The sequence below is a fragment of the Acidisphaera sp. S103 genome (assembly GCF_009765975.1).
Taxonomy (GTDB): domain Bacteria; phylum Pseudomonadota; class Alphaproteobacteria; order Acetobacterales; family Acetobacteraceae; genus Rhodopila.
Map to the genome: position 1 here is coordinate 18,957 of NZ_LMUJ01000043.1, position 24,747 is coordinate 43,703.

23 protein-coding genes and 1 pseudogene are annotated in these 24,747 nt (G+C 64.4%); 9 read left to right on the forward strand and 15 right to left on the reverse strand.

Translation table 11 applies throughout. The features are described 5' to 3' along the window. The 4 genes and pseudogenes from GSQ89_RS11950 to GSQ89_RS11965 all read right to left on the reverse strand — a co-directional run. Positions 1 to 261, reverse strand: a pseudogene (locus GSQ89_RS11950) (hypothetical protein); the annotation flags it as partial. Next, a complete protein-coding gene (gene sufC, locus GSQ89_RS11955) occupies positions 258 to 1,007 on the reverse strand; it encodes a Fe-S cluster assembly ATPase SufC (RefSeq protein ID WP_158925346.1) in 750 nt (249 codons plus the stop codon). The gene sufC and the pseudogene GSQ89_RS11950, both read right to left, overlap by 4 nt. 4 nt (positions 1,008 to 1,011) lie before the next feature. After that, positions 1,012 to 2,496 carry a Fe-S cluster assembly protein SufB gene (sufB, locus tag GSQ89_RS11960; RefSeq protein ID WP_158925348.1) on the reverse strand — a complete coding sequence of 495 codons (1,485 nt, stop codon included), beginning with the start codon at positions 2,494 to 2,496 and terminating at the stop codon, positions 1,012 to 1,014. A gap of 8 nt (positions 2,497 to 2,504) precedes the next feature. After that, a complete protein-coding gene (locus GSQ89_RS11965) occupies positions 2,505 to 2,963 on the reverse strand; it encodes an SUF system Fe-S cluster assembly regulator (protein WP_158925350.1) in 459 nt (152 codons plus the stop codon). Between the two features lie 304 nt (positions 2,964 to 3,267). Here GSQ89_RS11965 and GSQ89_RS11970 point away from each other — a divergent pair, with 304 nt between their 5' ends. The 6 genes from GSQ89_RS11970 (at position 3,268) to purH (ending at position 9,083) form a co-directional block, all read left to right on the forward strand. Continuing rightward, entirely contained in the window at positions 3,268 to 3,540 is a 273-nt protein-coding gene (locus GSQ89_RS11970; RefSeq protein ID WP_158925352.1) for a BrnT family toxin, read from the forward strand. Beyond that, positions 3,521 to 3,784, forward strand: a complete 264-nt coding sequence (locus GSQ89_RS11975) for a BrnA antitoxin family protein (protein ID WP_158925354.1) — start codon at positions 3,521 to 3,523, stop codon at positions 3,782 to 3,784. The genes GSQ89_RS11970 and GSQ89_RS11975 overlap by 20 nt, the downstream gene beginning before the upstream one ends. An 83-nt stretch (positions 3,785 to 3,867) precedes the next feature. Continuing rightward, positions 3,868 to 4,539: a ribulose-phosphate 3-epimerase gene (rpe, locus tag GSQ89_RS11980; RefSeq protein WP_158925357.1), complete on the forward strand. Its 672-nt coding sequence runs from the start codon at positions 3,868 to 3,870 to the stop codon at positions 4,537 to 4,539. Then, positions 4,536 to 6,146, forward strand: a complete 1,611-nt coding sequence (locus tag GSQ89_RS11985; protein WP_371734245.1) for a heparinase II/III family protein — start codon at positions 4,536 to 4,538, stop codon at positions 6,144 to 6,146. The genes rpe and GSQ89_RS11985 overlap by 4 nt, the downstream gene beginning before the upstream one ends. A gap of 214 nt (positions 6,147 to 6,360) precedes the next feature. Then, positions 6,361 to 7,467, forward strand: coding sequence for a glycosyltransferase family 4 protein (locus GSQ89_RS11990; protein ID WP_158925359.1), 1,107 nt, complete (start codon positions 6,361 to 6,363; stop codon positions 7,465 to 7,467). Between the two features lie 41 nt (positions 7,468 to 7,508). Further along, positions 7,509 to 9,083, forward strand: a complete 1,575-nt coding sequence (gene purH, locus GSQ89_RS11995) for a bifunctional phosphoribosylaminoimidazolecarboxamide formyltransferase/IMP cyclohydrolase (protein ID WP_158925361.1) — start codon at positions 7,509 to 7,511, stop codon at positions 9,081 to 9,083. 68 nt (positions 9,084 to 9,151) lie between these two features. Here purH and GSQ89_RS12000 read toward each other — a convergent pair whose 3' ends face one another. The 3 genes from GSQ89_RS12000 to GSQ89_RS12010 form a co-directional block, all read right to left on the reverse strand. Beyond that, complete coding sequence (locus GSQ89_RS12000) at positions 9,152 to 9,607, reverse strand: MaoC family dehydratase (protein ID WP_216856126.1); 456 nt, start codon at positions 9,605 to 9,607, stop codon at positions 9,152 to 9,154. 341 nt (positions 9,608 to 9,948) lie between these two features. After that, positions 9,949 to 10,578, reverse strand: a complete 630-nt coding sequence (upp, locus tag GSQ89_RS12005) for a uracil phosphoribosyltransferase (RefSeq protein WP_158925363.1) — start codon at positions 10,576 to 10,578, stop codon at positions 9,949 to 9,951. A 169-nt stretch (positions 10,579 to 10,747) separates the two neighbouring features. Beyond that, positions 10,748 to 12,139 (reverse strand): MFS transporter, encoded by a 1,392-nt coding sequence (locus GSQ89_RS12010; protein WP_158925365.1) that lies wholly within the window; start codon positions 12,137 to 12,139, stop codon positions 10,748 to 10,750. A gap of 765 nt (positions 12,140 to 12,904) precedes the next feature. On the opposite strand from GSQ89_RS12010, the gene GSQ89_RS12015 reads away from it, so the two are divergent. Then, the gene (locus tag GSQ89_RS12015) at positions 12,905 to 13,105 is read left to right on the forward strand and encodes a hypothetical protein (RefSeq protein ID WP_158925367.1); all 201 of its coding nucleotides are present in this window, start codon (positions 12,905 to 12,907) and stop codon (positions 13,103 to 13,105) included. A gap of 122 nt (positions 13,106 to 13,227) precedes the next feature. Here the strand turns inward: GSQ89_RS12015 and GSQ89_RS12020 are convergent, their stop codons facing one another. Both GSQ89_RS12020 and GSQ89_RS12025 read right to left on the reverse strand, forming a co-directional pair. Then, complete coding sequence (locus GSQ89_RS12020; RefSeq protein ID WP_158925369.1) at positions 13,228 to 13,998, reverse strand: hypothetical protein; 771 nt, start codon at positions 13,996 to 13,998, stop codon at positions 13,228 to 13,230. After that, positions 13,995 to 14,894: a MurR/RpiR family transcriptional regulator gene (locus GSQ89_RS12025; protein WP_158925371.1), complete on the reverse strand. Its 900-nt coding sequence runs from the start codon at positions 14,892 to 14,894 to the stop codon at positions 13,995 to 13,997. Before GSQ89_RS12025 ends, GSQ89_RS12020 begins: the two co-directional genes overlap by 4 nt. A gap of 101 nt (positions 14,895 to 14,995) precedes the next feature. Here GSQ89_RS12025 and GSQ89_RS12030 point away from each other — a divergent pair, with 101 nt between their 5' ends. Together GSQ89_RS12030 and GSQ89_RS12035 are read left to right on the forward strand one after the other, a co-directional pair. Next, on the forward strand, positions 14,996 to 15,751 hold the full coding sequence (locus tag GSQ89_RS12030) for a COG4280 domain-containing protein (RefSeq protein ID WP_216856127.1): 756 nt from the start codon (positions 14,996 to 14,998) through the stop codon (positions 15,749 to 15,751). Beyond that, positions 15,748 to 15,966, forward strand: coding sequence for a hypothetical protein (locus tag GSQ89_RS12035; RefSeq protein WP_158925373.1), 219 nt, complete (start codon positions 15,748 to 15,750; stop codon positions 15,964 to 15,966). The genes GSQ89_RS12030 and GSQ89_RS12035 overlap by 4 nt, the downstream gene beginning before the upstream one ends. 383 nt (positions 15,967 to 16,349) lie before the next feature. On the opposite strand, the gene pstS is transcribed toward GSQ89_RS12035, so the two are convergent. The 6 genes from pstS to GSQ89_RS12065 form a co-directional block, all read right to left on the reverse strand. Beyond that, complete coding sequence (pstS, locus tag GSQ89_RS12040; protein WP_174254853.1) at positions 16,350 to 17,426, reverse strand: phosphate ABC transporter substrate-binding protein PstS; 1,077 nt, start codon at positions 17,424 to 17,426, stop codon at positions 16,350 to 16,352. Positions 17,427 to 17,484: 58 nt separating this feature from the next. Beyond that, the gene (locus GSQ89_RS12045; RefSeq protein ID WP_216856128.1) at positions 17,485 to 18,963 is read right to left on the reverse strand and encodes an MFS transporter; all 1,479 of its coding nucleotides are present in this window, start codon (positions 18,961 to 18,963) and stop codon (positions 17,485 to 17,487) included. Positions 18,964 to 19,752: 789 nt separating this feature from the next. After that, a complete protein-coding gene (locus GSQ89_RS12050) occupies positions 19,753 to 21,081 on the reverse strand; it encodes an MFS transporter (RefSeq protein ID WP_158925377.1) in 1,329 nt (442 codons plus the stop codon). 175 nt (positions 21,082 to 21,256) lie between these two features. Then, positions 21,257 to 21,415 carry a hypothetical protein gene (locus GSQ89_RS12055; protein WP_158925379.1) on the reverse strand — a complete coding sequence of 53 codons (159 nt, stop codon included), beginning with the start codon at positions 21,413 to 21,415 and terminating at the stop codon, positions 21,257 to 21,259. Positions 21,416 to 21,640: 225 nt separating this feature from the next. Beyond that, entirely contained in the window at positions 21,641 to 23,392 is a 1,752-nt protein-coding gene (locus GSQ89_RS12060; protein WP_158925381.1) for an ABC transporter ATP-binding protein, read from the reverse strand. Between the two features lie 106 nt (positions 23,393 to 23,498). Beyond that, a complete protein-coding gene (locus GSQ89_RS12065; RefSeq protein ID WP_158925383.1) occupies positions 23,499 to 24,410 on the reverse strand; it encodes a cation diffusion facilitator family transporter in 912 nt (303 codons plus the stop codon). Positions 24,411 to 24,747 lie beyond the last annotated feature (337 nt).

Here is a 24,747-nt window from a genome sequence, read left to right on the forward strand (position 1 = left end):
GCGGGGGGCGTCTAGCAGGGGGAGGCTGGCCAGGATGGTTTCGGCTTCATGCCTTGGCGCGGCTTCCTGGCGGAATGGGGTTTCGGCGACGGGGCGGAGACTGGTGAATTTCCAGGCCTCGGTGCGGCGTTGTTGGGTGCCGCCGGGCAGGCCGGCTGTGCGGAAGGCGGCGGCGGCGGCGGCTCGCAGGGCGGAGTCGCCGGGGAGACGCCCGAGCGCTGCTTCGTAGCGGGCGAGGAAGGCGGGGGCGCCGGTGGTCACGCGGCCTCCGCGATCAGGTTGGCATAGCCGCTCTTTTCCAGTTCCTTGGCGAGTTCCGGGCCGCCGGAGCGGACGATGCGGCCGTTCAGCAGCACGTGGACGCGATTGGGGACCAGGTAGTCCAGCAGCCGCTGGTGGTGGGTGATGACCAGGGCGGAGAAGTCGGGCCGGCGCTGGGCGTTGACGCCTTCGGCGACGATCTTCAAGGCGTCGATGTCGAGGCCGCTGTCGGTTTCATCCAGGATTGCCAGCTTGGGGCGCAGGATGGCCATCTGCAGCACTTCGTTGCGTTTTTTCTCGCCGCCGGAGAAGCCGACATTGACGTTGCGCTTCAGCATGTCGTCGGGCATCGCAAGGCGTTTTGTTTCGGCACGCGCGAGTTTCAGGAACTGCACCGCATCCAGTTCGGGTTCGCTGTGGGCGCGGCGGATCGCGTTCAGGGCGGTGCGCAGGAAGTTCGCGTTGTTGACGCCGGGCAGCTCGATCGGCGCCTGGAAGGCGAGGAACACGCCGGCGGCGGCGCGCTGTTCGGGTTCCATCGCCAGCAGGTCGGTGCCGTTGAAGGTGACGGTTCCAGCGGTGACTTCGTAGTCCTCGCGGCCGGACAGCACGTAGCCCAGAGTCGATTTGCCGGCGCCGTTCGGGCCCATGACGGCGTGAACCTCGCCTGGCGGCACGGTCAGGTCGATCCCGTTCAGGATGGGCTTGTCGTAAATGGAGGCGGCGAGGCCGCGAATATCCAGCATCAAATTATCCCACTGATCCTTCGAGTGATACCGCCAGGAGTTTTTGCGCCTCCACGGCGAACTCCATTGGCAGTTGCTTCAAGACGTCCTTGCAGAAGCCGTTGACGATCAGGCTGACGGCGTCTTCCTCCGACAGCCCGCGCTGACGGCAATAGAACAACTGGTCGTCGGCGATTTTCGAGGTGGTTGCCTCGTGTTCCACTTTGGCCGTCAGGTTGCGGCTTTCGATATAAGGCACTGTGTGGGCGCCGCACTGGTCGCCGATCAGCAGGCTGTCGCACTGGGTGAAGTTGCGGGCGTTGGATGCGCTCGGCAGCATGCGGACGAGGCCGCGATAGGTGTTGTTCGAATGCCCGGCGCTGATGCCCTTGGAGATGATGGTGCTGCTCGATCCCTTGCCGATATGGATCATCTTCGTGCCGGTATCGGCTTGCTGGTGATTGTTGGTGACGGCGACGGAGTAGAATTCACCGACACTGTCCTCGCCGTGCAGCACGCAGGAGGGATACTTCCAGGTAATGGCGGAGCCGGTTTCGACCTGGGTCCAGGAGATTTTCGAGCGGGCGCCTCGGCAAGCGCCGCGCTTGGTGACGAAGTTGTAGATGCCGCCCTTGCCGTTGGAATCGCCGGGATACCAGTTCTGCACGGTGGAATATTTGATCTGGGCGTCGTCCATGGCAACGAGTTCGACGACGGCGGCGTGCAGTTGGTTCTCGTCACGCTGTGGGGCGGTGCAGCCCTCCAGGTAGCTGACGTGGCTGCCGGCCTCGGCGATGATGAGGGTGCGCTCGAACTGGCCGGTGTTGCGGGCGTTGATGCGAAAATAGGTGGATAGCTCCATCGGGCAGCGAACGCCCTTGGGAATGAAGACGAAGCTGCCATCGGTGAAGACGGCACTGTTCAGGGCGGCGAAGAAATTGTCGCCGGTGGGCACGACGGTGCCGAGGTATTGTTTCACCAGATCGGGGTGCTCGCGCACGGCTTCGCTGATCGGGCAGAAGATCACGCCGGCCTTGCGCAGGGTCGTCTGGAAGGTGGTGGCGACGGACACGCTGTCGAAAACAGCATCCACGGCGATCTGGGTGTTTTCCACGGTATCGGGGTCGACGCCGGCGAGGATCGCACGCTCCTTCAGGGGAATGCCGAGTTTCTCGTACATTTTCAGGAGTTCGGGATCGACTTCATCAAGGCTCTTTGGGCCGGCTTTCTTTTTCGGGGCGGCGTAATAGTGCAGGTCCTGGTAGTCGATCGGCGGGTGGTCGACGCGCGCCCACTGGGGTTCTTCCATCTTCAGCCAGGCGGCATAGGCTTTCAGGCGCCATTCCAGCATCCACTCGGGCTCCTCCTTGCGGGCGGAGATCAGGCGGATGATGTCCTCGTTCAGGCCCTTGGGGGCGAAATCCATCTCGATCGATGTCTCGAAGCCCCATTTGTAGCCGGACTGCGTGACGGACTGGACGGTATCGAGCGTTTCGGTAACAGCGGCCATGAATAATCCTATTGGGCGGCGGGCTGGAGGGCGGCCTGATGCACCGGCACTCGGAATGCCGGTAGCAGCCCCCGTTGCATGTCGGCGAGGGTGATCCCCGACAACGCCTTGTGGATAGCATCGTTCACCGGGTCCCAGCGGCCGCGCATCGGGCAGAGACCCTGGGATTCACAGCCGGTCGAGGAGCCCTCGACGCAGGCGGTCAGGGCGATGGGGCCGTCGATGGCGGCGATGACGTCGGCGATCGGGATGGCGGACAGGTCGCGGTTCAGCCGGTAGCCGCCCTTGGCGCCGCGCTGTGAGCACACGAGGTCTCCAGCGGCGAGTGTTTTCAGCACCTTGGCGACGGTTGGTTCGGGAATGCCAGTCGCGGCGGCGATGCCGGGTGAGGTCTGCACACCCTCCATCCCGGAGAGGCGGACCAGCACCACGACGGCATAGTCTGTCAGCTTCGACAGCCTGAGCATGGCGTGCGAACCCTTGGTTTCTGAGTGTTACGGTTATCCGGACTACCACAGTCCTGATTGGACGGGAGATGGCGTACCGGAGGGGCAGCGTCAAGGGGGTTTGGTGGCGGGGGCTGTATCGCCCAGGTTCTGTCGGGGCCGAAAATTCGTTCGGGTCGTTACTGAAGACCGGTTTCGCGAGGCCCTCGAATTGTTGGAGGCGGAACGGGATCATGCTGACACCCGCCCCGTGATATCGAGGCGGAGGAAAAGTCGTCGGGGGGAAACTTGTATGTTCATACAAATTGTAGTAACCTAAGCTTCCATGTACGAATGGGACGAAACCAAGAACGCAATCAACATCGCCAAACACGGCGTCAGCTTCTCGTTGGCGCAGCGGATTTTCGATGGACCCGTTCTGACCGTACGGGACCAGCGCAAGGATTACGGTGAAACACGGGAGGTCAGCATCGGCATGATCGATGGCATCGCTGTTCTGACCGTCGTTCACACCGGCCGGGGGAGAAATGTAAGAATTATCTCGGCGCGGCCTGCCTCGGAACGCGAAAGGAGACGCTATGAAGAAGCCATACGGTAAGCCAATGACTGCCGCGGAGATCGCGGCCACAACCGATCGGGACATCGATTTCAGCGATATGCCGGAGTTGGATGACGCCTTCTGGCAGAACGCAAGGTTGGTGGAACCGGACCGCACGCAGTCGGTCACACTGCGGGTCAAGAAATCGGTGTTGGAAGCCTATAAGGCGCAAGGCAAGGGCTACCAGACGCGGATGAACGCCGTGCTGGAAAGCTATGCCCGAACGCTGCAGAAGCATCATTAGGCGGTTGGCACAAAAAGTGGGGCGTGCGCCAAAACTACATTGCCGCCTTGTATGAAATCGCCCCCGGTGGCTAGAAACATCTCATGGCAGTACCTGAGTCTCGGCACATCACCATCGCCCCAAGCCTGCTCGCCGCCGATTTCGGCCGGTTGAAGGAGGAAGTCGCCGCGATCGAGGCGGCCGGCGCCGACTGGCTGCATCTCGATATCATGGACGGGCATTTCGTGCCCAACATCAGTTTCGGGCCGACCGTGCTTGCCGCGCTGCGCAAGCACACCAAGCTGCCGTTCGACGTTCATTTGATGATCGCTCCGGTGGACCCCTACCTGGACGCGTTCATCGACGCCGGTGCCGATCACATCAGCCTGCATCCGGAGGCGGGTCCGCATTTGCACCGGTCGCTCCAGCACATCCGCAAGGCCGGGAAAAAGGCGGGAGTCGTGCTGAATCCGGCCACGTCGCCGGATGCCGTTGCGTGGGCGCTCGATTTAATAGACATCATACTGGTTATGTCGGTGAACCCTGGATTCGGCGGCCAGTCCTTCCTGCCCAGCCAGTTGCCCAAGATCGCGCAATTGCGGCGGCTGATCGACGCCGCGGACCATCCGATCGCGCTGGCGGTCGACGGCGGCATCACCACTACGACCGCGCCCGGTGTGATCGCCGCCGGGGCCGACACGCTGATCGCCGGTACCGCCGTTTTCCATGCGCCCGACTATGCGCAGGCCATCGCCGCATTGCGGGCCGGGCCGTGAACGCCCCCACCCCGCGCCGCTGGCTGCGCGACGCCAGACGGGCCATCGCTCGGCTGCCCAGTTTGCGGATGGGGCGGGTGCCGGATGCGCCGGCCTTGTCGGTTCGCGATCCCTGGCCGGGCGACCCCACGCGCGGGGCGCAACTGATCAAGGGCGAGTTGGAAATCGGCGGCGCGGTGCAGCCGCTGAAGCAGGGCGGCTGGCACCAGATTGGCGGCTCCGCCGTCATGCGGTCCGGCGCGCATGGTTTCTCCTGGTTGCGCGACCTGCGTGCCCTGGGTACCGATGCGGCGCGGCTGCGGGCGCGGGCGCTGGTCTCCGAATGGATCGCCAGTCCGCCCTCCGACGCCGTCGCGCATCGCCCGGACGTCGTCGGTGCCCGGATTACTGCCTGGCTCGGGCATTACGATTTCTTCGCCGCCACCGCCGACGACGCGTTCCGCCAGCGGTTGATGAGCCGGCTGGTGTCCGACGCTCGCGGGCTGTCCGCTGCCTTGCCGGCCGAGGAACTCGACGCCCGCGCGTTGACGGCGATGAAGGGGCTGGTCGCCGCCGCCGTCGCGCTGCGGGAACATGCCGGGTTTCTGACCCGAGCGCTGCGGTTTTTGCCGCAGGAGATCAGCCGGCAGATCCTGCCGGATGGGTGCCACGCCGAACGCAGCCCGGCGGCGCAATTGTCCGCGTTGCAGGACCTGACGGAGATCAGGGCGCTGTTGCAAACCTCGCAGACGCAGCCGCCGCCGGTGCTGGGGCACGCGATCGAGCGCATGGCGCCGGCGTTGCGCATGATGCGGCACGGCGACGGTGGACTGGCGCTGTTCAACGGCAGCCGGGAAGAAACCAGCACGCTGGTCGATCTGGTGCTGACGCAGGCGGGGCGGGGGGGACGTGGTCCCTCGGCGCTGACCGATGGCGGGTTTCACCGGATGCAGGCCGGGCGCAGCGTGCTGATCGTCGATTGCGGCGTGCCGGCGCCTCCGGGGTTGGATCGGCTGGCGCATGCCGGGACGTTGTCGATGGAGCTGTCGGTCGGGCGCGACCGGCTGATCGTCAATTGCGGCGCGTTCCTGGCCGGGCCGCCGGAGTGGCATGATGCGGCGCGGGCGACCGCCGCGCACTCGACGCTTGTGATTGGCGACCTGAACAGCAGTGAGCTGAAGCCGGAGGGGTTGGGCCGGCGTCCCACGACGGTTGAGGTGAACCGGCAGGAGGCCGCCGGTGCGCATTGGCTGGATGTGTCGCATGACGGCTGGCAGAAGACGTTCGGCGCGGTGCATCGTCGGCGGTTGTATATGGCCGAGAGCGGCGAGGACGTGCGCGGCGAAGACATGATCGAGGCCCGGGAACCGCAGCCGTTCACGTTGCGCTTCCATCTACATCCGGATGTGCAGGCGAGCGCTCAGCAGGATGGCGCGGCGGTGCTTCTGCGGCTGAAATCCGGCATGTTCTGGCGGTTGCGCGCGGATGGGGCGCGGTTGAACCTGGAAGAGACGATCTACCTGGGGGGCGCCGAACCGCGGCGCGGCGAGCAGATCGTGCTGACGGGGTTTGCGGACGGGCCGCAGCACATCAAATGGGCGCTGAGCAAGGTCGAACGCGCCGGGTGATGGCGGTGGAAGCAAGGCGGGGGCTTTGCCCCCTTGGTCCGCTTCGCGGCCCAAGCCCATCAAAGGCGGGGCCTTTGAAATCCATTTATTTTGCGTTGGGGGAAGAGGGAGGCCTCCCCCCAACCCTTAATGAGTGGGTTCCAAGGGACGTCGTCCCTTGGCGGGTCCAGGGCAGAGCCCTGGCCTGTTTCGATCTTCCGCCCGTCATGCACCGATGAAAATCATCGAAATCACCAACGTCGATTTCTCCCTGCGGCATTTTCTGCTGCCGCTGATGCGCGCCATGCGGTCGCGCGGGCACGAGGTCGTGGGTGCCTGTGCCGAGGGGCCTCTATTGGCGGACGTCCGGGATGACGGGTTCCGCGTCATCGCTATTCCGTTCGTCCGGCGGATGTCGCCGTTGGCGCATCTCAGGGCGTTCCGGTCGCTGGTGGCGATCCTGCGTGCCGAAAAACCCGACCTGGTGCATGCGCACATGCCGATCAGCGGCTTCCTGGCGCGCCTGGCCGCCCATGTCGCCGGCGTGCCGAAGGTCGCCTATACGTGCCATGGCTTCCTGTTCAACCATGCGTCGTCCTCTTTGCCCCGGCGTGGCCTGTCGTTCGTCATGGAGTGGATCGCCGCCCGGGTGACCGACGTGTTCCTGACCGTCTCGGAAGCCGAGGCCCGGGACGCGCGCCGGCTGCACATCGCGCCCCACGCCGAGGCGGTTCGCAACGGGCGCGATCCGGCGGTGTTTCGGCCGGACCTTGTCGCGCGGGCGCAGATCAGGGACGAGTTGGGCGTGCCGAACGACCGGGTGGTGGTCATCGCGGTGTCCCGGCTGGTCTGGCACAAGGGTTACCCCGAGTTGGCGGCCGCGATGCGGGCGGTGCCGGGGGCGGATTTGTGGGTGGTCGGGGACAGGCTGGAGAGCGACCGCGGCGCGGACATGGCCGCCGTGTTGCGATCTGCCGGCCTCGGCTACCGCCTGCGCATGCTGGGGTATCGCACCGATATTCCGGCGCTGCTGGCTGCTGCCGACATCTTCACCTTGCCCAGCCGGTTCGAGGGGCTGCCGATGTCGGTGATCGAAGCGATGCTGACCGGCCTGCCCGTCGTGGCCACCGACGTGCGCGGTCCGGCGGAGCAGGTGGTGGACGGGGTGACCGGGTTGTCGGTGCCGGCGGGGGACGCGGCGGCGTTGGGTTCGGCGTTGGGCCGGCTGGTGCGTGATCCCGATCTGCGGGTCCGCATGGGGCAGGCAGGGCGGCAGCGGGCGCTGGACTGCTATGACGAGGCGAAAGTCCTGGTTCGGACGCTGGACCTGCTTGGGCTGTAGGTTTATCCGCCGCACTTGCAGCATAACGGGATTCCGCCGCCATGACCGACATCGTTCCTATCCGACGGGCGCTGATCTCCGTCTCCGACAAGGCCGGGCTGGTGCCGTTTGCCCGAGCGCTGGCAGCGCGTGGGGTGGAAATCCTGTCCACCGGCGGGTCGGCGAAGGCGCTGCGTGATGCGGGCGTGCCGGTGAAGGAGGTTTCCGATCACACCGGATTCCCCGAGATCATGGATGGGCGGGTGAAGACGCTGGTGCCGCAAATCCATGGCGGCATCCTGGGACGGCGGGACGTGCCGGAACACATGGAGCAGATGCGGACGCATGGGATCGCGCCGATCGACCTGGTGGCCGTCAATCTGTACCCGTTCGAGGCGACTGTCGCGAAAGGTGCCGCGTATGACGACTGCGTCGAGAACATCGACATCGGCGGCCCGGCGCTGATCCGAGCGGCGGCGAAAAACCACGATTTCGTCACCGTGCTGACCGATCCGGATCAATACGATGAAGTATTGGAGGCGCTGGCTGCGTCCGGCGGCACGTCATTGCTGTTGCGGCGGCGGCTGGCGGGGCAGGCTTATGCTCGTACGGCGGCGTATGACGCGGCGATCGGGGCGTGGTTCGCCCAGCAGCGCGGGGAGGTGTTTCCGAAGCGGCTGACGTTGTCGGGAGAGCTGCGGCAAACGCTGCGCTATGGCGAGAATCCGCACCAGGCGGCGGCGTTCTATGGGTGCGGCGGGCGATTCGGCGTGGCCACGGCGGTTCAGGTGCAGGGCAAGGAACTGTCTTACAACAATTTGAACGACACCGATGCGGCGTTCGAATGCGTGGCCGAATTCGATGCGCCGACGATCGCGATCATCAAGCATGCCAACCCCTGCGGCGTGGCGTCCGCGGTTCGGTTGGCGGATGCGTGGGATGCGGCGTTCCGGTGCGATCCGGTGTCGCCGTACGGCGGGATCGTCGCGGTCAACCGGACGCTGGACGCGGCGGCGGCCGAGAAGATCGCGGCGATTTTCACCGAAGTCATCATCGCTCCCGATGCCGACGACGCGGCGAAGGCCGTGTTGGGGCGGAAGAAGAACCTGCGGGTGCTGCTGACCGGCGGAATGCCCGATCCGGCCTCCGGCGGATTGACGTTTCGCAGCCTGGCAGGTGGGTTTTTGGCACAGACTCGCGATGCCGGGCGGATTGGGGCGGGCGATGTGCGGGTGGTGACGCGGCGGGCGCCGACGGACGCGGAGTTGGCGGATCTGCTGTTCGCGTTCCGGGTCTGCAAGCATGTGAAGTCGAACGCCATCGTTTATGTCAAGGACGGCGCCACGGTGGGGGTTGGCGGCGGCCAGCCGAACCGGGTGGACTCGGCGCGTATCGCGGCCTGGAAGGCCGAGGAGGCGGCGAAGGCGGCAGGGCTGCCGGAGCGGCTGACCCAGGGCAGCGTGGTGGCGTCGGACGCGTTCTTTCCGTTCGCCGATGGGCTGGAAGCGGCGATCGCGGCGGGCGCGACGGCGGTGATCCAGCCGGGCGGGTCAATCCGGGATGCGGAAGTGATCGCGGCGGCGGATGCGGCGGGATTGGCGATGGTGTTCACCGGGATGCGGCACTTCCGGCATTAGACACGCTGGGGGTTACCCCGTTCTTGGTGTTGGCGGCCGATTCAAGACGGTGAACCGGCAGAATCCGTTCAGTCGAACGCCAGGACAAGCGTTTCGGCGACCAGAGCGGGTTTGTCGCTGCCTTCCAGTTCCACCGTGCTGTCGAAGGTCATTCGCACGCCGCCGGCGATGTCCTCCACCGCCTTCAGGACCTGATGCAGCCGCACCCGTGACCCCGACGGAACGGGCGCGGTGAAGCGCACCTTGTTGGACCCGTAGTTGATTCCTCGCGACGTGCGGCGAATACGGTAGATGCCGGACGACAACCGGGGCAGCAGCGATAGAGTTAGGTAGCCGTGTGCGATCGTCTTGCCGTTCGGCATGTCTTTCTTCGCACGCTCCACGTCAACATGGATCCATTGGTGGTCGCCGGTCGCATCCGCGAAGGTATCGATGGTTGCCTGGTTGACCAGCAACCATTCGCTGATGCCGACGACCTTGCCGATATAGGCCTTCATGTCTGCCGGACGGTCCACTTCGAGCATTTCGTTTCCTCCTGTCGTCCCCTTATGCGGCATCATGCGGACGTTGCCCATTGGGTTGGTCCCTGTGGGCGCTGAGATAAGGGGCGTGGTCTGCGCCGGGTTCGGGGGATCGCGTTTTCAGGCTGGGGGCCTGGTTAATGGTGAGTTGACGGATAGGGTGGTATTTGTTTCGGGATTGTTTTTTGACGCAGAGCACGCGGAGCGGAGCGCAGAGCGCGCAGAGAAGGATTTTGCGGTGTTTGGGGGAATTTTCGCGTGGAAATTTCCTCTACGGGGCTCTGGCGGGGCGCGATCGACCTCGTGTTTGATTCTTTGAAGGGCTATGCGGTGCTTTGGATGGGTCACCGCGTGCCGTAAAACCGGTCGCCCGCATCCCCCAGACCGGGCCGGATATAGCCGTGGCTGTCCAGTTGGCGGTCGATCGCGCCGGTGAAAACCGGGACGTCGGGATGGGCCTCGGTGAATGCCGCCACGCCCTCGGGTGCGGCCAGCAGGCAGACGAATTTCATCGCCTTGACCCCGGCCTGCTTCAGACGGGACGCAGCGGCCATCGCGGAGTGGCCGGTCGCCAGCATTGGATCGACCAAGATCACCAACCGGTCCGCTATATCGTTTGGCAGCTTCAGGTAGTACTCCACTGGTCGCAGCGTCGTCGGGTCCCGATACAGGCCGATATGGCCAACTCGAGCAGACGGGATGAGGTCGAGCATGCCGTCGAGGATGCCGTTGCCGGCGCGGAGGATGGAGACGATGCAGAGCTTCTTGCCGGCCAGATGCTCTGCCTGCATCGTTTCCAGCGGGGTTTCGATCTGGATCGGTTCCAGCTTCAGGTCGCGGGTGACTTCGTAGGCCATCAGCAGGCTGACCTCTCGCGCGACCTGACGGAACATTCCGGTGGTGGTGGTCTTGTCGCGCAGCAGGGCCAGCTTGTGGCGCAGCAGCGGATGATCCAGTTCGGTTACGTTCGGCATCGCGTTTCTCTCTCCCTTCCAGGAGGCGTCTAAACCGCCCGTTTGGCGGCCAGGATTGGGACGACCACCCGCCAGCAGAGGATATCCGCAAAGGAGAACGATGTCGTCAGCGAATCCGGCGTTGACCAGAAGAGAGCTACGGACGACCGCGCGATCCGGCGACCGCCTGTCAGGCCGCCAGATGAACGCTGTCGCTGGTGACGGTCTCCAGTTGACCGACCGTTTCCCGACCGAACAGCAGAGGCACGAAGGCGCCGATCGCGACAACGACCAGCAGGGTGCCGAAGAATACCGCGGGCGAGGCGGTGTAGCGTTCCAGGAACAGCGGGAACATCACGCCCGCAAACAGCCGGGCGGATGATTCCCCGAAGAAATGGCCTCGTCCGCGCAGGGCGGTGGGAAATTGTTCGGAGAGATAGACCCGCGTGCATGGAAACGCCGACAGGACTGTAAAGCCGGTGATCAAGCCGCCGGCGATGAACACGACGGGGGCCAGCGAGCCGGCCCAATGGGCTGCCGCCATCAGGCCGATTCCGGGCAGCGAGCCGGCCAGCGAATACGTCATCGTCCAGCGGCGGCCGATAATTTCCATCAGGTAGCCGGTGAACAGCTTGCCGGGGATGCTCGCCAGGAAAAGCACCGAACTGAGGCCGAAGCTGAGGGCGACGGCACCGCCCTGGTCGACCAATGCCTTGGGAAGCAGGATCGCGCAGGTGTAATAGGCGGTGCTGGCGCTGACGCCGGTGAGGATGCCGACGACGGTCCACCGGAGTTGGCCGGCTCGGAATAATGCCATGAACGGCGGCAATGCCTGACGCCCCAAGGCGAGATGGGAGCCAAGGGCGCCGACCGTCAGTGCCGGCACGCGGCTGCCGCATCGTTTGATCATCAGGTTCACCGTATCGACGGCGGCCTGCGGCTGGCCTTTTCGCAGGTACCAGCGTGGGCTTTCCGGAATGGCGAAATGCACGAGCAGGGGTACGACCCCCAGGGCCAGGCCGCCCGGCAGGGCGATCAGCCGGAAGCCTTGCGGATTGCCGGCGAGCAGGAAGGCGACGAATGGCAACAGGGTGAAGGCGCTGGCCAGCATGACCTCATAAATCGCGCCATAGGTGCGGCGGTGCTGGGCCGGCATCAATTCGGCGGCGATGGGGAAGGGCGCCGGGATGGCGAAACCCAGCCCGATGCCGGTAAGAAGGCGCAGCGCGATCAGTTGCGCGGGGGTTTGCGCCAGCGGGATCAGCAGCGTGAACAAGGTGCTGACGATCACGCCGATCTGCATGACGGTCTTGCGGCTGAGCCGGTCGGACAGCGCCGAGGCGGTGAAGCCACCGATGACGACCAGGAAGGTTGGCGCGGCAACGAGCCACCGTATGTCGGTTTGGGTGAGATGCAGCGGGTCCTTGGCCAGTACGATCAGTGAGCCGCCGAGTGCAAGATCGTAGCCCTCGACGAAGCCGACGGTGCCGAGCACCACGATCAGTAAAAGGTGGTAGGCGGAGAAGGGGATGCTGTCGAGCTTCCGCCCGAGTTCATAACCGGCGGTTTCCGTCGATGCCATGATGGTGTCCTCCCGGACTGAAAGCAGTCAGGGCGGCGGTGCGAAAGCACGGAACCAGCGAAGGCACGGTTGTCGCCTGGTCGATTTCGTTATTTTATCGAATTATATAATGCGCGGTTCCGCCGTGGCCGCACCATAAAGTGCCGCTGTACTGACGTTTGACGACCCAGTGAAGCCGGGACGGTTGCTGCCCGTCCTTCCGGTTATTCAACCCGCGTATGGGCTGTGATTGTAGTCTATAGGCCGATACTGTGGAATTGTCATGCGTTAAGATGAGGGGAGCTGTCGTTGACACAGGCTTTTGGTTCGTCACGGCTCGGCGTCAGTCCGGACCATCCGCTATCGTAAGGGCTGGCGGCGAGATAACCGGTTCGGTTGGCGCGTGCCGTCAGCCACCGGTCACGACGCTGATCCAGGGAAAGGTGTGGATGGCGGGTCTTCACCCGCCATGACGGGATTGAGCGAGGGTGCCAACGCCGAAGCGTTTATTTATCCGGGGAGCCTAAGCCGGACGAGCCGGAACCAAGGGGAAAAGTGACCCCCTTTCGGCTGTGCGGGCGATTTTGGATGATCCGTCGATTCACATCCACCCGACCATTCGTGGGATCAGCGGGTGCAAAGCGAAAGAACAATTCTGGTTCAGGCCATGACCGCCGGAGGGGGTTATCTTTCGTTAACACGCGTGGGGTAGGGCATTCGCGCCCCGTCGGGTGTCATCACGGACGCCGAGGCAGGTTTTTCAGGCGGATGAGCGGATAAGGGGGGATGAAGGGGATCGCTTTCGTGATCAGGCCCGGCGGCAATGCGGCGGATTTCGACTTTGGACCGGCCGAAGTTGATCAACAGATGCAGGGGCCGACCGAGCGCGTTGGCAACTCGAAAGCACACCCAATGATCCGTTCGTCGACCGGCGCCCACAACCGCGCATCCCCTTGTATCCACCTTCATCCGGCTAATCCGGCTTAAAACCTACTTTGGTATCCGTAACGATACCTGACGGGCCGCAATGTCCTACCCCACGCGCGTTAACGAAAGATGAACTCCCTCAGGCCGAAATGGCCTGAACCTCAATCGTTCTTTTGCCCGGCTTAGGACGTTGCCTCGCCGGGGTGGCGGCCGGCTCGTTGTGGGATGACCAGGACGCAGGCGATGATGATCACGGCGAGGATCGCCGAAGCGTAGAAGCGGTTTATGGCGAAGCCGCCGTCGGCGACGGGTTTGTCGAACAGGTCGCCCAATGTAGCGCCCAGCGGACGGGTCAGAATGAAGGCGATCCAGAACAGCGCTGTGCGTGAGATTGTCGTGAAGAAGTAGGCGGCGGCGACCAAAGCGAGGCCGGCGGCAAAGACCAGGGCGCCGTTTTCGTAGCCCAGCCCGTTGGTGTCGGCCATCCAGTCGCCCAGGGCGGTGCCCAGGGTCTGGGAGAACAGGATGGCGACCCAGTAGAAGATCTCGGTGCGAGGGGTGTTGATGGTGTTCACCGATATCGAGCCCTCGGCCCAGTACCAGGTGCCAAGGGCGGCGATCAGCAGCACGAACAGCGTCGATGCGCCGCCAGGGTAGCCAAACCCCAGTGAGCGGTCGGCGAAGTCGGCCATGGTGGTGCCGGCGGTCGTGGTGGCGACGATGACGAACCAGTAGAGGAAGCGGTGGAATGCGCGCGCCCTGACCTGGGCGAAGACGGCGGCGACGACGATGGCGATGAAAATCGCGCTGCTGATCGCGTAGCCGAGGTTGAGGGACATGGAGACGGAGTCTCCACCGGTTTCGCCCAGGGTGGTGGCGAGGATCTTGATGCACCAGAAGCCGAACGTGACCTCGGGAACCTTGCCGAGGGTGATGTTCGGTGGGGTGCTCATCGGCGTGTCTCCGGGGTTCCTGGATTGCGGCCGCCGGCGATGGTTCGGCGCAGAGCGGCCAGGCGGTCGAGCGAGGTCAGCGCTGCTTCGGGTCTGGCGGCGGCGAGCGAGAAGATGATCGCCTCCAGGGCCATCAGGGTGGCGCCGTGCAGGGCAACGCCGCCGGGGCGGCCTCTTGGCACGACGACGATCAGGTTGGCGTATTTCGCGAGCGGCGTGTCCGGGGCCTCGGTCAGCAGGACGGTGGGCAGGGCCAGGCTTTTGGCCTGCGCGAAGACGGCTTTCACCTCGGCGTAGAGGGTTGTGTAGGCCAGGATCAGCAGCACGTCGCCTTTGCGCAGGCCGAGAAGCTGGTCGGCGAGCATGGAACCGGTGGCGTTGAGCGCCAGGGTGGTTCGGCCGCCGCGGGCCAGCATGGTGGCGGTGTAGGCCGCAAGCGACGCCGAGGGGCCGATGCCGAAGATGACGACCCGTTCGGCTGCGTCCAGCGCGTGGACGGATGCGGCGATCTGGGTGCGGCAGGTTGGCGATTTGATGACCTCCAGGCCCTCGGCGTGGATTTCCAGGACATCGTCCAGGGCCTGGCCGGTACTGTGCGCCAGGTCGGCCAGCGAGCGGCGCATGTTGTCCGCGGGGGTCGAGGCAGCGAGCGAGTCGAGGATGGCGTCCTTCAGGTCGGCGAGGCCGGTAAAGCCCATGGCCTGGATGGTGCGAACGACGGTCGCGTCGGAGGTGCCGATGCGGGCGCCGAGTTCGGCGGCGGAGCTGGCGAGGACGATCTCGCGGTTTTCCCGGACGAAGCTGACGACGCGATCTCCGGCACCGCCGAGGCGCCTTGCGGGGGTGTGAAGCCGGTCGTCGAGCCGGGTGGGTTTGCTGGTATGCGGGCGTCGCATGCGGGTGACCGTTGATTGTGTAGTGTATGCTACCATAATTTATATTATGTAGTATATGCTACGACCGTTGATTGGCAAGTGCCGGTTGGCAAGGAGGGACATTGCCGGGTTCATGGATGCATGCGGGGCCAACGTCGCTTGCCGCCTTTCTGGCCTGCCTGGTTGAAGCGGTTGAGGCTTTGACGGTTATCCTCGCGGTTGGGACGATGCGAGGGTGGCGCGACGCACTGCTGGGCGGCGGCGCGGCCGTTCTGGTGCTGGGGGGTCTGGTCGCGACGCTGGGACCGGCATTGGCCTCGATCCCGCTTGGGGTGCTGCAGGTTGTCGTGGGCGGGCTTTTGCTGTTGTTCGGACTGCGTTGGTTGCGGAAGGCGATGCTGCGGGCGGCCGGCGTGCTGCCGCTGCACGATGAAGCCTTTGCGTTTCAGAAGGAACAGCGGCGATTGGCGGGGGTCTCGCGGGCGGTGGCCTGGGACGCGGTTGCGTTTGCCACGAGTTTCCAGATCACCATGCTGGAAGGCACGGAGGTGGTCTTCATCGTGCTGGGGCTTGGTGCGGGAAACGCGATGCTGCTCCGTTCGGCCAGCCTTGGTGCGCTGGCGTCGCTGTTGCTGGTCATCATTGCCGGTGCGGTGGTGCATCGCCCGCTGTCTCGGGTCCCTGAGAATACGTTGAAGTTCCTGGTCGGCGTGCTGCTGTCCGCTTTCGGCACGTTCTGGTTCGGGGAGGGTGCCGGGCTGGCCTGGTTCGGGGCGGATTGGTCGCTGGGCGGGCTGATCGTGCTGTATCTCGCGGTTGCGATGATCGGCGTACGCTTGTGTGTTGGACGGCGGGCGCATGGAGGGATGGCCGGATGAACGGGTTGCGTGCCGTCGTGCGAGAGGTGTGGGGGTTGTTCGTCGATGACGGGCTGTTCGCGCTGTCGATCGTGATTTGGCTTGCAGTGGGCTGGATATTGCCTCGGGTTGATTTGCCGCCGGTCGTGGCCTGCGTCTTGTTTGCGGTGGGCTTGGCCGTTTTACTGATCGTCAGCGCGGTTCGGCGTGCGGGTGAGCGGGAGGCCGGTGGCTGATTGTCTTGTCCGCGAGAGGTCGTTGCATCGGCGGTGGACCAGCCGACCTTGCGGGCGGCTTCTTTCGGTATGCCGCGCCGTTGGCTCTGTGTGGTGATTCGAGGTCCCCGGGGTTAAATGGGGCGGGGCGCTTTGTTCATAATACCGCAAAGTAATCAAGCGCACACAGAGTTGCACTGAGTTTGCACAGAGTCACACAGAGCGCGTATTTGGCTGGGCGGGCTCTATTTTGTTTTTCATTGACTGAATTATACTCTGTGAAACTCTGTGCGAACTTTGTGTGCGCTTGATTGTTTTGTTTAAACACAGGATAAGCCGCAGGAAGAAACTGGTCTGCTCGGCGCTTCCAATTGGCCTGGAAGCGCCGGAGTTTACCGGTGGCTCTACTTGATCCGGTTGATCTGTTTCTCGCTCAGGGCGCGAATGAAATCCGGCAGCGGAATGAAGCCTACGGCGTCTAGATGGGTCGCTGCGTTGCCGCCGTCAGCCGCGATCGACCACAGCAGGAAATTCCGGATGGCATCGGCGGTGCCTGCGTTGGGCTGATCGATCGACACCATCGCATACTCGTAATTGACCAGCGGATAGGACTGATCGCCGGGCGCATATACCAGGCTCAGCCGCTCGTCCGGGGGGGTGCGGGGGTCGAGCGTCGCGGCCGCGGCGCTGACCGTTTCCGCCGATGGCAGGACGAATTTGCCGCTTTGGTTCTTCAGCAGCACGGTGCCGAGGCCAGCCTTGGTGGCGTCGTCGTGGAAGCTGATCCCGACATAGCCGATCGAATAGGGCGTGGCGGCGATGGTCTTGACCATGCCGTCGTTGCCTTTGGCGCCGCGTTCGCCCGATACCGTGGGCCAGGTGACGGCGGTGCCGTAGCCGATGCTGTCCTCCCATTTCTGGTTGGCGAAATCGAGGAACTGGGTGAACACGAAGGTGTCGCCGGAGGCATCGTCGCGACGGATGGGCACGATCTGCTGGTGCGGCAGCTTCACGTTCGGGTTCAGCGCCACGATCGCCGCGTCGTCCCATTGCGTGATCCGGCCCGAATAGATGCCGGCGAGGATCGTCCCGTCGAGCTTCAGCGCGGTACTGCCGGCGCCGGGGATGTTGTAGTTGATCGTCTGTGCCGAGATCGCCAGCGGGACACTGATGATCTGGCGGTTATGTTCAGCTTCCTCATCCGACATGTAGGCGTCGGAGGTGCCGATCTGGGCGGTGCCGGCGATGGCCGCCTGGATTCCCACGCCGGAGCCGGTGGCGGCGGTCGTGATCTTCACCTCCGGCCTGACGGCGGCGTAGGCGGGAACCCAACGCTGGAACAGCGGATACAACAGTGTCGAGCCGGTTTCGTTCAGCACGGTGTCGGCGGCGGATGCCGGCATGGCCGGAAGGCCGGCGGCCAGAACGGCCATGCCGAACAGGCCTGCCCGCAGGCGGCGTTGGTGCGAATAACGAATCATGGGGTGCATTCCCTAATTCATGGATTGATCGGGTGGTCCGGCGGCATCCGTCGCCTGATCAGCGGCCGATCTCATCGAGGTTCACACCGGTGGTCTCGATCCGGTACATCCAGGTCACGATGGCGCCGAGGACCGAGGTCACGACCAGGCCGTAGAGCAGCGCCCGCGTGCCGATCGCGACCAGCAGGATCGGGAACAGGAAGGCCGTCGCCACCGCGCCGATCTTGGCGAAGGCGGCGGCGAAACCGGCGCCCATGCCGCGAACGGAGGTCGGGAACACCTCACCGGCCAGCAGGTAGGTCTGCGCGTTCGGTCCGATATTGGTCATGAAGTTGAACATCATGAAGCCGGCGAAGATCAGGGCGATCTTGGTGCTGCCTTCAAAGTCGATCGAGAAGGAGGCGATCAGCAGCCCCAGGGCACAGCCGATGAAGCCGCCGATCTGCAGCTTGATGCGTCCCAGCTTGTCGGCGAGCACCACCGCGAAGGCGATGCCGACGATCAGCAGGAAGGTGATCAGGGCGGCGCCCTTGGCGGCCAGGATGCCGTCGGAGATCAGGTCGCTGACGCTGCGGACGTGATCCGAACCGCCGCCCAGGGCCGCGGCCAGGATGGTCGGGGTGAAGATGCCGATGCCGTAGGTGCCGAGATCCTGGATGAACCAGGGAACCGAGGCGAAGATGGTGGCACGCAGGTTGCGGCTGTTGAACAGGGCCCAGAAGGACGGCTTAGCCTGCTCCGCGTTGGTGATGTGGCGCTTCAGACTGATGTTCGACGGGTATTGCGGTGTGCGGACCAGCAGCTTGGTGACGGCGGCCTCGGCTTTGTCGTGCTGACCCCGGGCGGACAGCCAGTTGGGGCTCTCGACGATGAAGAACCGTCCCAGGGTCACCAGGATGGCGGGGATCAGCGCGGTGGCGAACATCCAGCGCCAGGCGCTGAGGTCGGGAACCAGGACCAGGACCAGGCAGCCTACGCCGGTGCCGAACAGGGCGCCGATCGCCTGGAAGGCGAAGGCACCCAGGACGAGCTTGCCGCGCGCCAGGCTGGGGATGCTCTCCGAGATGATCATATGGGCGGTGGGATAGTCGCACCCGAGCGCCATACCGAGACCGAAGAGGCAGATGGCGAGGGAAAGGAAATTCTGGCAGACAAGCAAAAGTGCCAGAAAGGCACAGAAGATGATCATCTCGGCGATGAACATGCGCTTGCGGCCGAAGTAGTCGGACAGTCCACCGAGGAGGACGGCGCCGAACAGGATACCGGCGAGGCTGGCGGCGCTGACGATGCCTTTCTCGGCCGCGCCGATGTGGAATTCACGGACGATCAGCGGCAGCGCCACGCCGGTCATGAAGACGACGAAGCCCTCGAAGAATTTTCCCGCGGCGGCGAGCGACCAGATACGCCACTGCATGTCGGTCATCGGCGACGATTTGAGGGTGGTGCCGTCGGACCAAACGGGCAGTTCGTCTATATAGTCCTGAACCGATTTATGCCCTGTCGTATCGGGCATGGCGGTGTCCGCGAGAAGGCTCATATTCTTGGGTCTTTCATCGCTTGTTTCGAAACGTACGCGCGTCGTCTTGGCGGTAGGAGAGTACCACCAATTTCGATACGGAAACTGCCATGTGGGGCTTGACGGCGCCAGTATCGGGTATGTGAAGATTTTATGGCAATTCGGCGGGATGCCGGTTTGGGAAGATATTCTGATGCCAAGGTGGGGTTGGCATTGGCGCGCCTGTCCCGGTCGCGGTCCTGTAGTCCAGGTCATCTTAGGAACACTGGAATCGCGGCTGAATTGGGCACCGCCCGCGCTGGGATTTTCTCTTGATTAAACGCAGAAAATATCGATCCGGGCACAGAGCGCACAGGGAAGGATTTTTGCCGTGTTGGGGCAGCGACTCCTTTTGGGGGGCCGCCTGAGACGTCGGCTATGCCTGTTTTCTCCGCGGCTTTTGGGCACCGGCCGGCGGTGCCGCAGACTTTGCTACGGGCCGTTGGTGAATACCCGAATTAGGTATAAATCAGCGTTTGCGGAGGTCCGCACTCAGTGACGCTTGATCGCAGCGGTCATGGCTGAGGGTGTGACCGGCCGGCAGCCCGAGCGGTCAGTGAAGCCGTGCGGACAGCATTGCAGCGGTTACGTTCGCGGTTGCGCGGTCTTTACCGCTGTTCTGGGCTACGCTCATGATCGCGGCCAGCAGCGCGAGAAATCCGAGGTAAGACGCCAAGCCAATCATCGTCGCCTCCATGCATCTGATATAAAACCAATATGGGATTGAACCGATGGGGTGACAATAGCGGCTGGCCGTCCGGTGTTCGGAGACTATTCCCGTACGCGCTCCAGTTTTCCGACGACGAAGATATAGGAGCAGACGCCGAGCGCCTCGATCACGGCGATGAAGATGAGGGGCAGGCGGAAGTCGCCGGATCGCAGCAGGAAGCCGATGACGATCGGCGACATGATGCCGGCGACGCCGCCCATGCAGTTGAAAACCGAGCTGGTGAGGCCGATCAGGCGTTCGGGGGCGGTGGCGGAGACCAGGGACCAGTGGATCGAGGCCACGCCGTTGCAAAAGAACGCGAAGGTCAGGAACAGCATGATCAGGGGTTCACTGTCGACGTAATTGGCGCCGACAATGCTGGTGGCGCAGACAAGGCCGCCGATGATTGGGGCTTTGCGGGCGAAGGTCAGGCTGAAGCCTTTGCGCACCAGCAGGTCGGAGAGGGCGCCGGAGCAGAGGACCCCCAGGAAGACCGCCAGGAATGGCAGGGAGACGTAGAAGCCGGCCTTAATGAAGGTGAAGTGGCGATAGGTGACCAGGTAGGTGGGGAACCAGGAATAGAAGAACGTGCCGACCGTGCCCCAGACGAAATGACCGAAGTAGATGCCCCATAGTTTGCGGCGGCCGAGGACGATCCTGAGGTCTCGCCATGGGGTTGTCGTGGTGGCTTTGCGGCGGTCGGCGACGCGCTGGGACAGATCCGGAATGCCTCCGCTTTCGGCGATCTGGTGGATCTCGGCGGCGTTGATGCCTTTGGTGTCGGCGGGGTCGCGGTAGACTCGGGAGAAGGCGAACGACCAGCCCAGGCCGAGCATGCCGGTAACGAGGAAGATCGATGGCCAGCCGAATTCGGTTTTGATCCAGAACAGAATGGGGGTGAGGAAGGCGAGGCCGACGGATTCGGCGGCGGTGTAGACGGCGATGCAGGTGGCGCGTTCTTTCTCGCCGAACCAGGTGGTGGCGATGCGGTTGTTGATGAGGAAGGTCGGGACCTCGAAAAAGCCGACCGCCATACGGAGGGCGATCAGGGCCACCAGGCCGTTGGCGAGGCCCAGGGACAGGGTGGCCAGGGACCACAGCATGATGACGACCGGATACAGGACGCGGGGATGCACGCGGTCCACCAGCCATCCGCCGGGAAGCTGGAACGTGGTGTAGGTCCAACTGAAGGCAGAGAACACGAGGCCGAGTTGGACGGGATCGAGGTGGAACTCGGCGGTGAGGCTGGGTGCGGCGATGGAGATGTTGCTGCGGTCGAGGTAGTTGATGACGATGGTGATGAACAGCAGGCCCATGATGCGGAAGCGGCGGTTGGTCGGCCGAAGGGTGGCGGCGGTTGAGGCCGCCTGTGCGGAAAGACTGGTCGGCATACGATTCCCCTGGCTTTGTTGGACGGAAGGGTAGGCTGCCGGGAGGATCGTGCAAGGGACGCGGTTGCATCCGGGGTTGCTCTGGGGTTCGGGTGGATCTGGTTTTCCGGACCGTTTCGGTATCGTTTATGGTGGTTGTTTTATATGTTACTGAAGGGGTTTCGCCCCCTGGGGGCTACTGTGGTGGATCGTTGCTGGATGCGGTTTCTGTTGTGGACCGCAAGGCAAACGAGCCTCGGGGATCGTCGTCGGTGTTGTCATCTTCAACTTCGGGAACGGCACCGGCCGATCGGTTGTTCTTGCAGGCGGCCGTGATGTGCGGGATTTTTACCATGCCGATACTTCATTCGATGACTCGATCGGGAACGCATTAATGTCGGCGGCCGTTGACACATCAGCCTTGTCTTGGGCCGCCGAAGTCCGGGCTATCTGATCCAGCGCCTTACTGGGGCGGATGGCCCGGACTTCGCCGGGCCGTGACGAATCAACGGGCCGGGGCCATGACGAGGCTTCAGGCCGGGGGGGCGGGGCAACAGGTCGGGGCATGGCGGGGCTGGGGTCAGGTGCCGAGTAGGCTCTGGCTGCGGACCAGGCGGGCGTATAGGCCGTTGCGAGCCATCAGGTCCGTGTGTGTGCCGCTTTCCTGGGCGCGGCCCTCGGCCATTGCCACGACGAGGTCGGCGTCGCGCACGGTGGACAGGCGGTGGGCGATGACGATGGTGGTGCGGCCTTTCCGCAGCGTGGCCAAAGCGGTCTGCACGGCGGATTCGCTCTCGGTGTCGAGGGCACTGGTGGCTTCGTCCAGCAGCAGGATGCGTGGGTTGCGCAGCAGGGCTCGGGCCAGGGCGACACGCTGGCGTTGGCCGCCGGACAGGCGCTGGCCGCCGGGACCGACGATCGTGTCGTAACCCAGCGGCAGCGCGGCGATGAAGCCGGCGGCGGCGGCGGCCTCGGCGGCGGCCTCGATTTCCGCTTGGGGGGCATCGGGACGGCCCATGGCGATGTTGGCGGCGACCGTGTCGTCGAACAGCAGCGCGTCCTGGCCGACATAGGCGATGCTGTCGCGCAAGCTGGCCAAAGTGACCGTGCGCACGTCGGCGTCATCGATGCGCACCGCACCGGTGGTGGCGTCGTGCAGACGGGGGATCAGCGCCAGGGCGGTGGATTTGCCGCCGCCGGACGGGCCGACGAGGGCGACCGTGGTGCCGGGCTGGGCCTCGAAACTCAGGCCAGCGAGGCCGGTGCGGCCGTCGGGATAGACGAAGCCGACCGTGTCGAAGATGACGTGGCCGTGGCCGGCGGGCAGTGGGACGGCGTTCGGTGAGTCCTCGATGGTCGCCTGTTCGTCGATGACGGTGAAGACGCGCACCATCCCGGCCAGGCCCTCCTGCAGGGCAGCGTTCAGCGAGCCCAGGGCGCGCAGCGGGCGGGCGGCGATCAGCAGGGCGGCGACGAAGCCGGTGAAATCGCCGAGTGCGTGGTCGCTGACGGCGGCGCGCCAGCCCTCGAAGCCGATGACGGCGGCGACGGCGGCACCACCCAGGACCTCCAGCACCGGTTCGACGCGGGAGCGGCTTTTGGTCATCCGCAGCAGGGACTTGTAGAGGGATTGGAAGGCCGCCTCGGCTCGTCTGGATTCGCTGGCTTCCAGGCGGTAGGCGCGCACGGTGCGGGCCTGGGCGAAGCTTTCGTTCAGCAGGGCGGCGGTTTCGCCGACACGTTCCTGCATCCCGCCAGAGGCCTTGCGGACGCGCCGGCCGATGCGCTCGATCGGCAGGATCGCCAGCGGATACATCGCCGCGGCGATCAGCGACAGCAGCCAGTTGAGATAGATCATGCTGCCGACAAGGCCGACCACGGTGACCACGTCGGCTATGCCGTTGACCGAACGGGTCAGCGCCTCGCGGATCGTCGCGGCATCGGTGGTGAAGTGGGCGGCGAGCTGGGCGGGGGCCTCGCGTTCCAGGCGGGCCAGGTCGGCCCTGGTCAGGTGGGTGAACATGCGGCCTTGCAGTTCCCGGATCACCATCAGCACGACCTGCTGGACCTGCACGCTCTGGAAATATTGGGCCACGGATTTGATGCCGGTTACCAGCACGACCAGGGCGGGGATTTGATACAGGATCCGGCGGTCGTGGTCGGTGAACATGTCGAAGGCATGGTTGATGACGACCGGGTACAGCGCCGTGGCACCGGCCATCAGCAGGGTCAGCGCCAGAACCAAGGCCAGGCGGGGCTTGTGGTGGATCAGGTGCTCGCGCCACAGGCGGCCGAGGAGCTGGGAGGTGCGGTCGGATCGCTTGGTCGTCATGGCCGGGGCGTTTACCAGCCGGCGCGCCGTTCCGCCATGCGGGCGCGTCGAGGGACCGCGCGAGGCGAACCGCCTCGTCTTCGGTTCCTGGCCGCGATGCGATTTTCTACGTTATCTCCATCACGCGATCGTCGAGGCGGTCGTCGTCGATCCCGAACGGTTCGAGGTGCGCAGTTACCTCCACGACGCCTGGCAGCAGATTGACGACAGCGGTTTCGGCGACGTCGCCGATCGCGTGGCCTTGCTTGACGGTCAGTTGCTCATCGACCTCCAGATGGAATTCGACGAAAATACGGTCCCCGGCGTAGCGCGTCCGCAGGTCGTGGATATCCCGGACACCGGCGCAGGCACGCACGGCATTGGTGATTTTCTGCCGGTCGGCGGTTGGAAGTTCGCGGTCCAGCAGTTGGGTCAGGGCCTGCGTCGCGATGTGATAGGCGTTCCACAGCATGTAACCGGAGATCGCCAGGGCGAACGACGGATCGGCACGCTGCCAGCCGGTGAAGCGGGTCACGCCGAGGGCCAGGAGCACGCCGGCATTCAGCGCGATGTCAGTCATGTAGTGCGCTCGGTCCGCGGCGATCGCTGTTGAGCCGGTCTTTTTCACCACCCATGTCTGCATCGTGACAAGCGCGGTGGCGGCCACAAGGCTGCCGGCGATGACCCAGGCACCGACCTGCAGCGATTCTGTCGGGCGTGGAAAGAACAGCCGTTGCAGGGACTGAAAGGCCAGCACCACGGCGGCACCGGCGAGAAACGTCGCCTGGGTGAAGCCCGCGATCGCTTCGCCTTTGCCATGGCCGAAGCGATGGTCCTCGTCCGGCGGCCGTTCGGCGTAGCGCACGCCATAATAGGTGGCCAGGCTGGCTCCGGTGTCCACGAGGGCGTCGATCGCCGAAGCCAGCAACGCGACCGAACCGGTCAACACCCATGCGGTCAGCTTTACCGCGACCAGGGTCACCGCGACGGCGAGACTGGTCCGGCTCGCGAACCGGCGTAGCCCTGATTGTTGGTGCATCGTAGGCCTCCGGGGATGTCCCGGCGTTAGCCAAATCGCGGCGGTGAGTCAAAATATCTTTTCATTCCAATGCGTTGTAGACGTTGGTATAAAATGTAGTCTGGGCTACGGGATTTCGCCATCGAGGGTGGGCGGGCTTGAGCTGGCCGCTTGACGGTTTGGTGTCGTTACGCCGTGGAACGCCGTGCCCGGGTGGGTGATCCAGGATACGCCGACCGATGTTTTGGAAGGCAGATGCGTTCAGGGGAATCGGGTGAAGTCGTTTACCGCGCGATGAGGCCTGCGAGGAAGTCGTCGTCCCAAGCGGCGACCTTGCGGCGCAGGCGGAGTGAGTCGT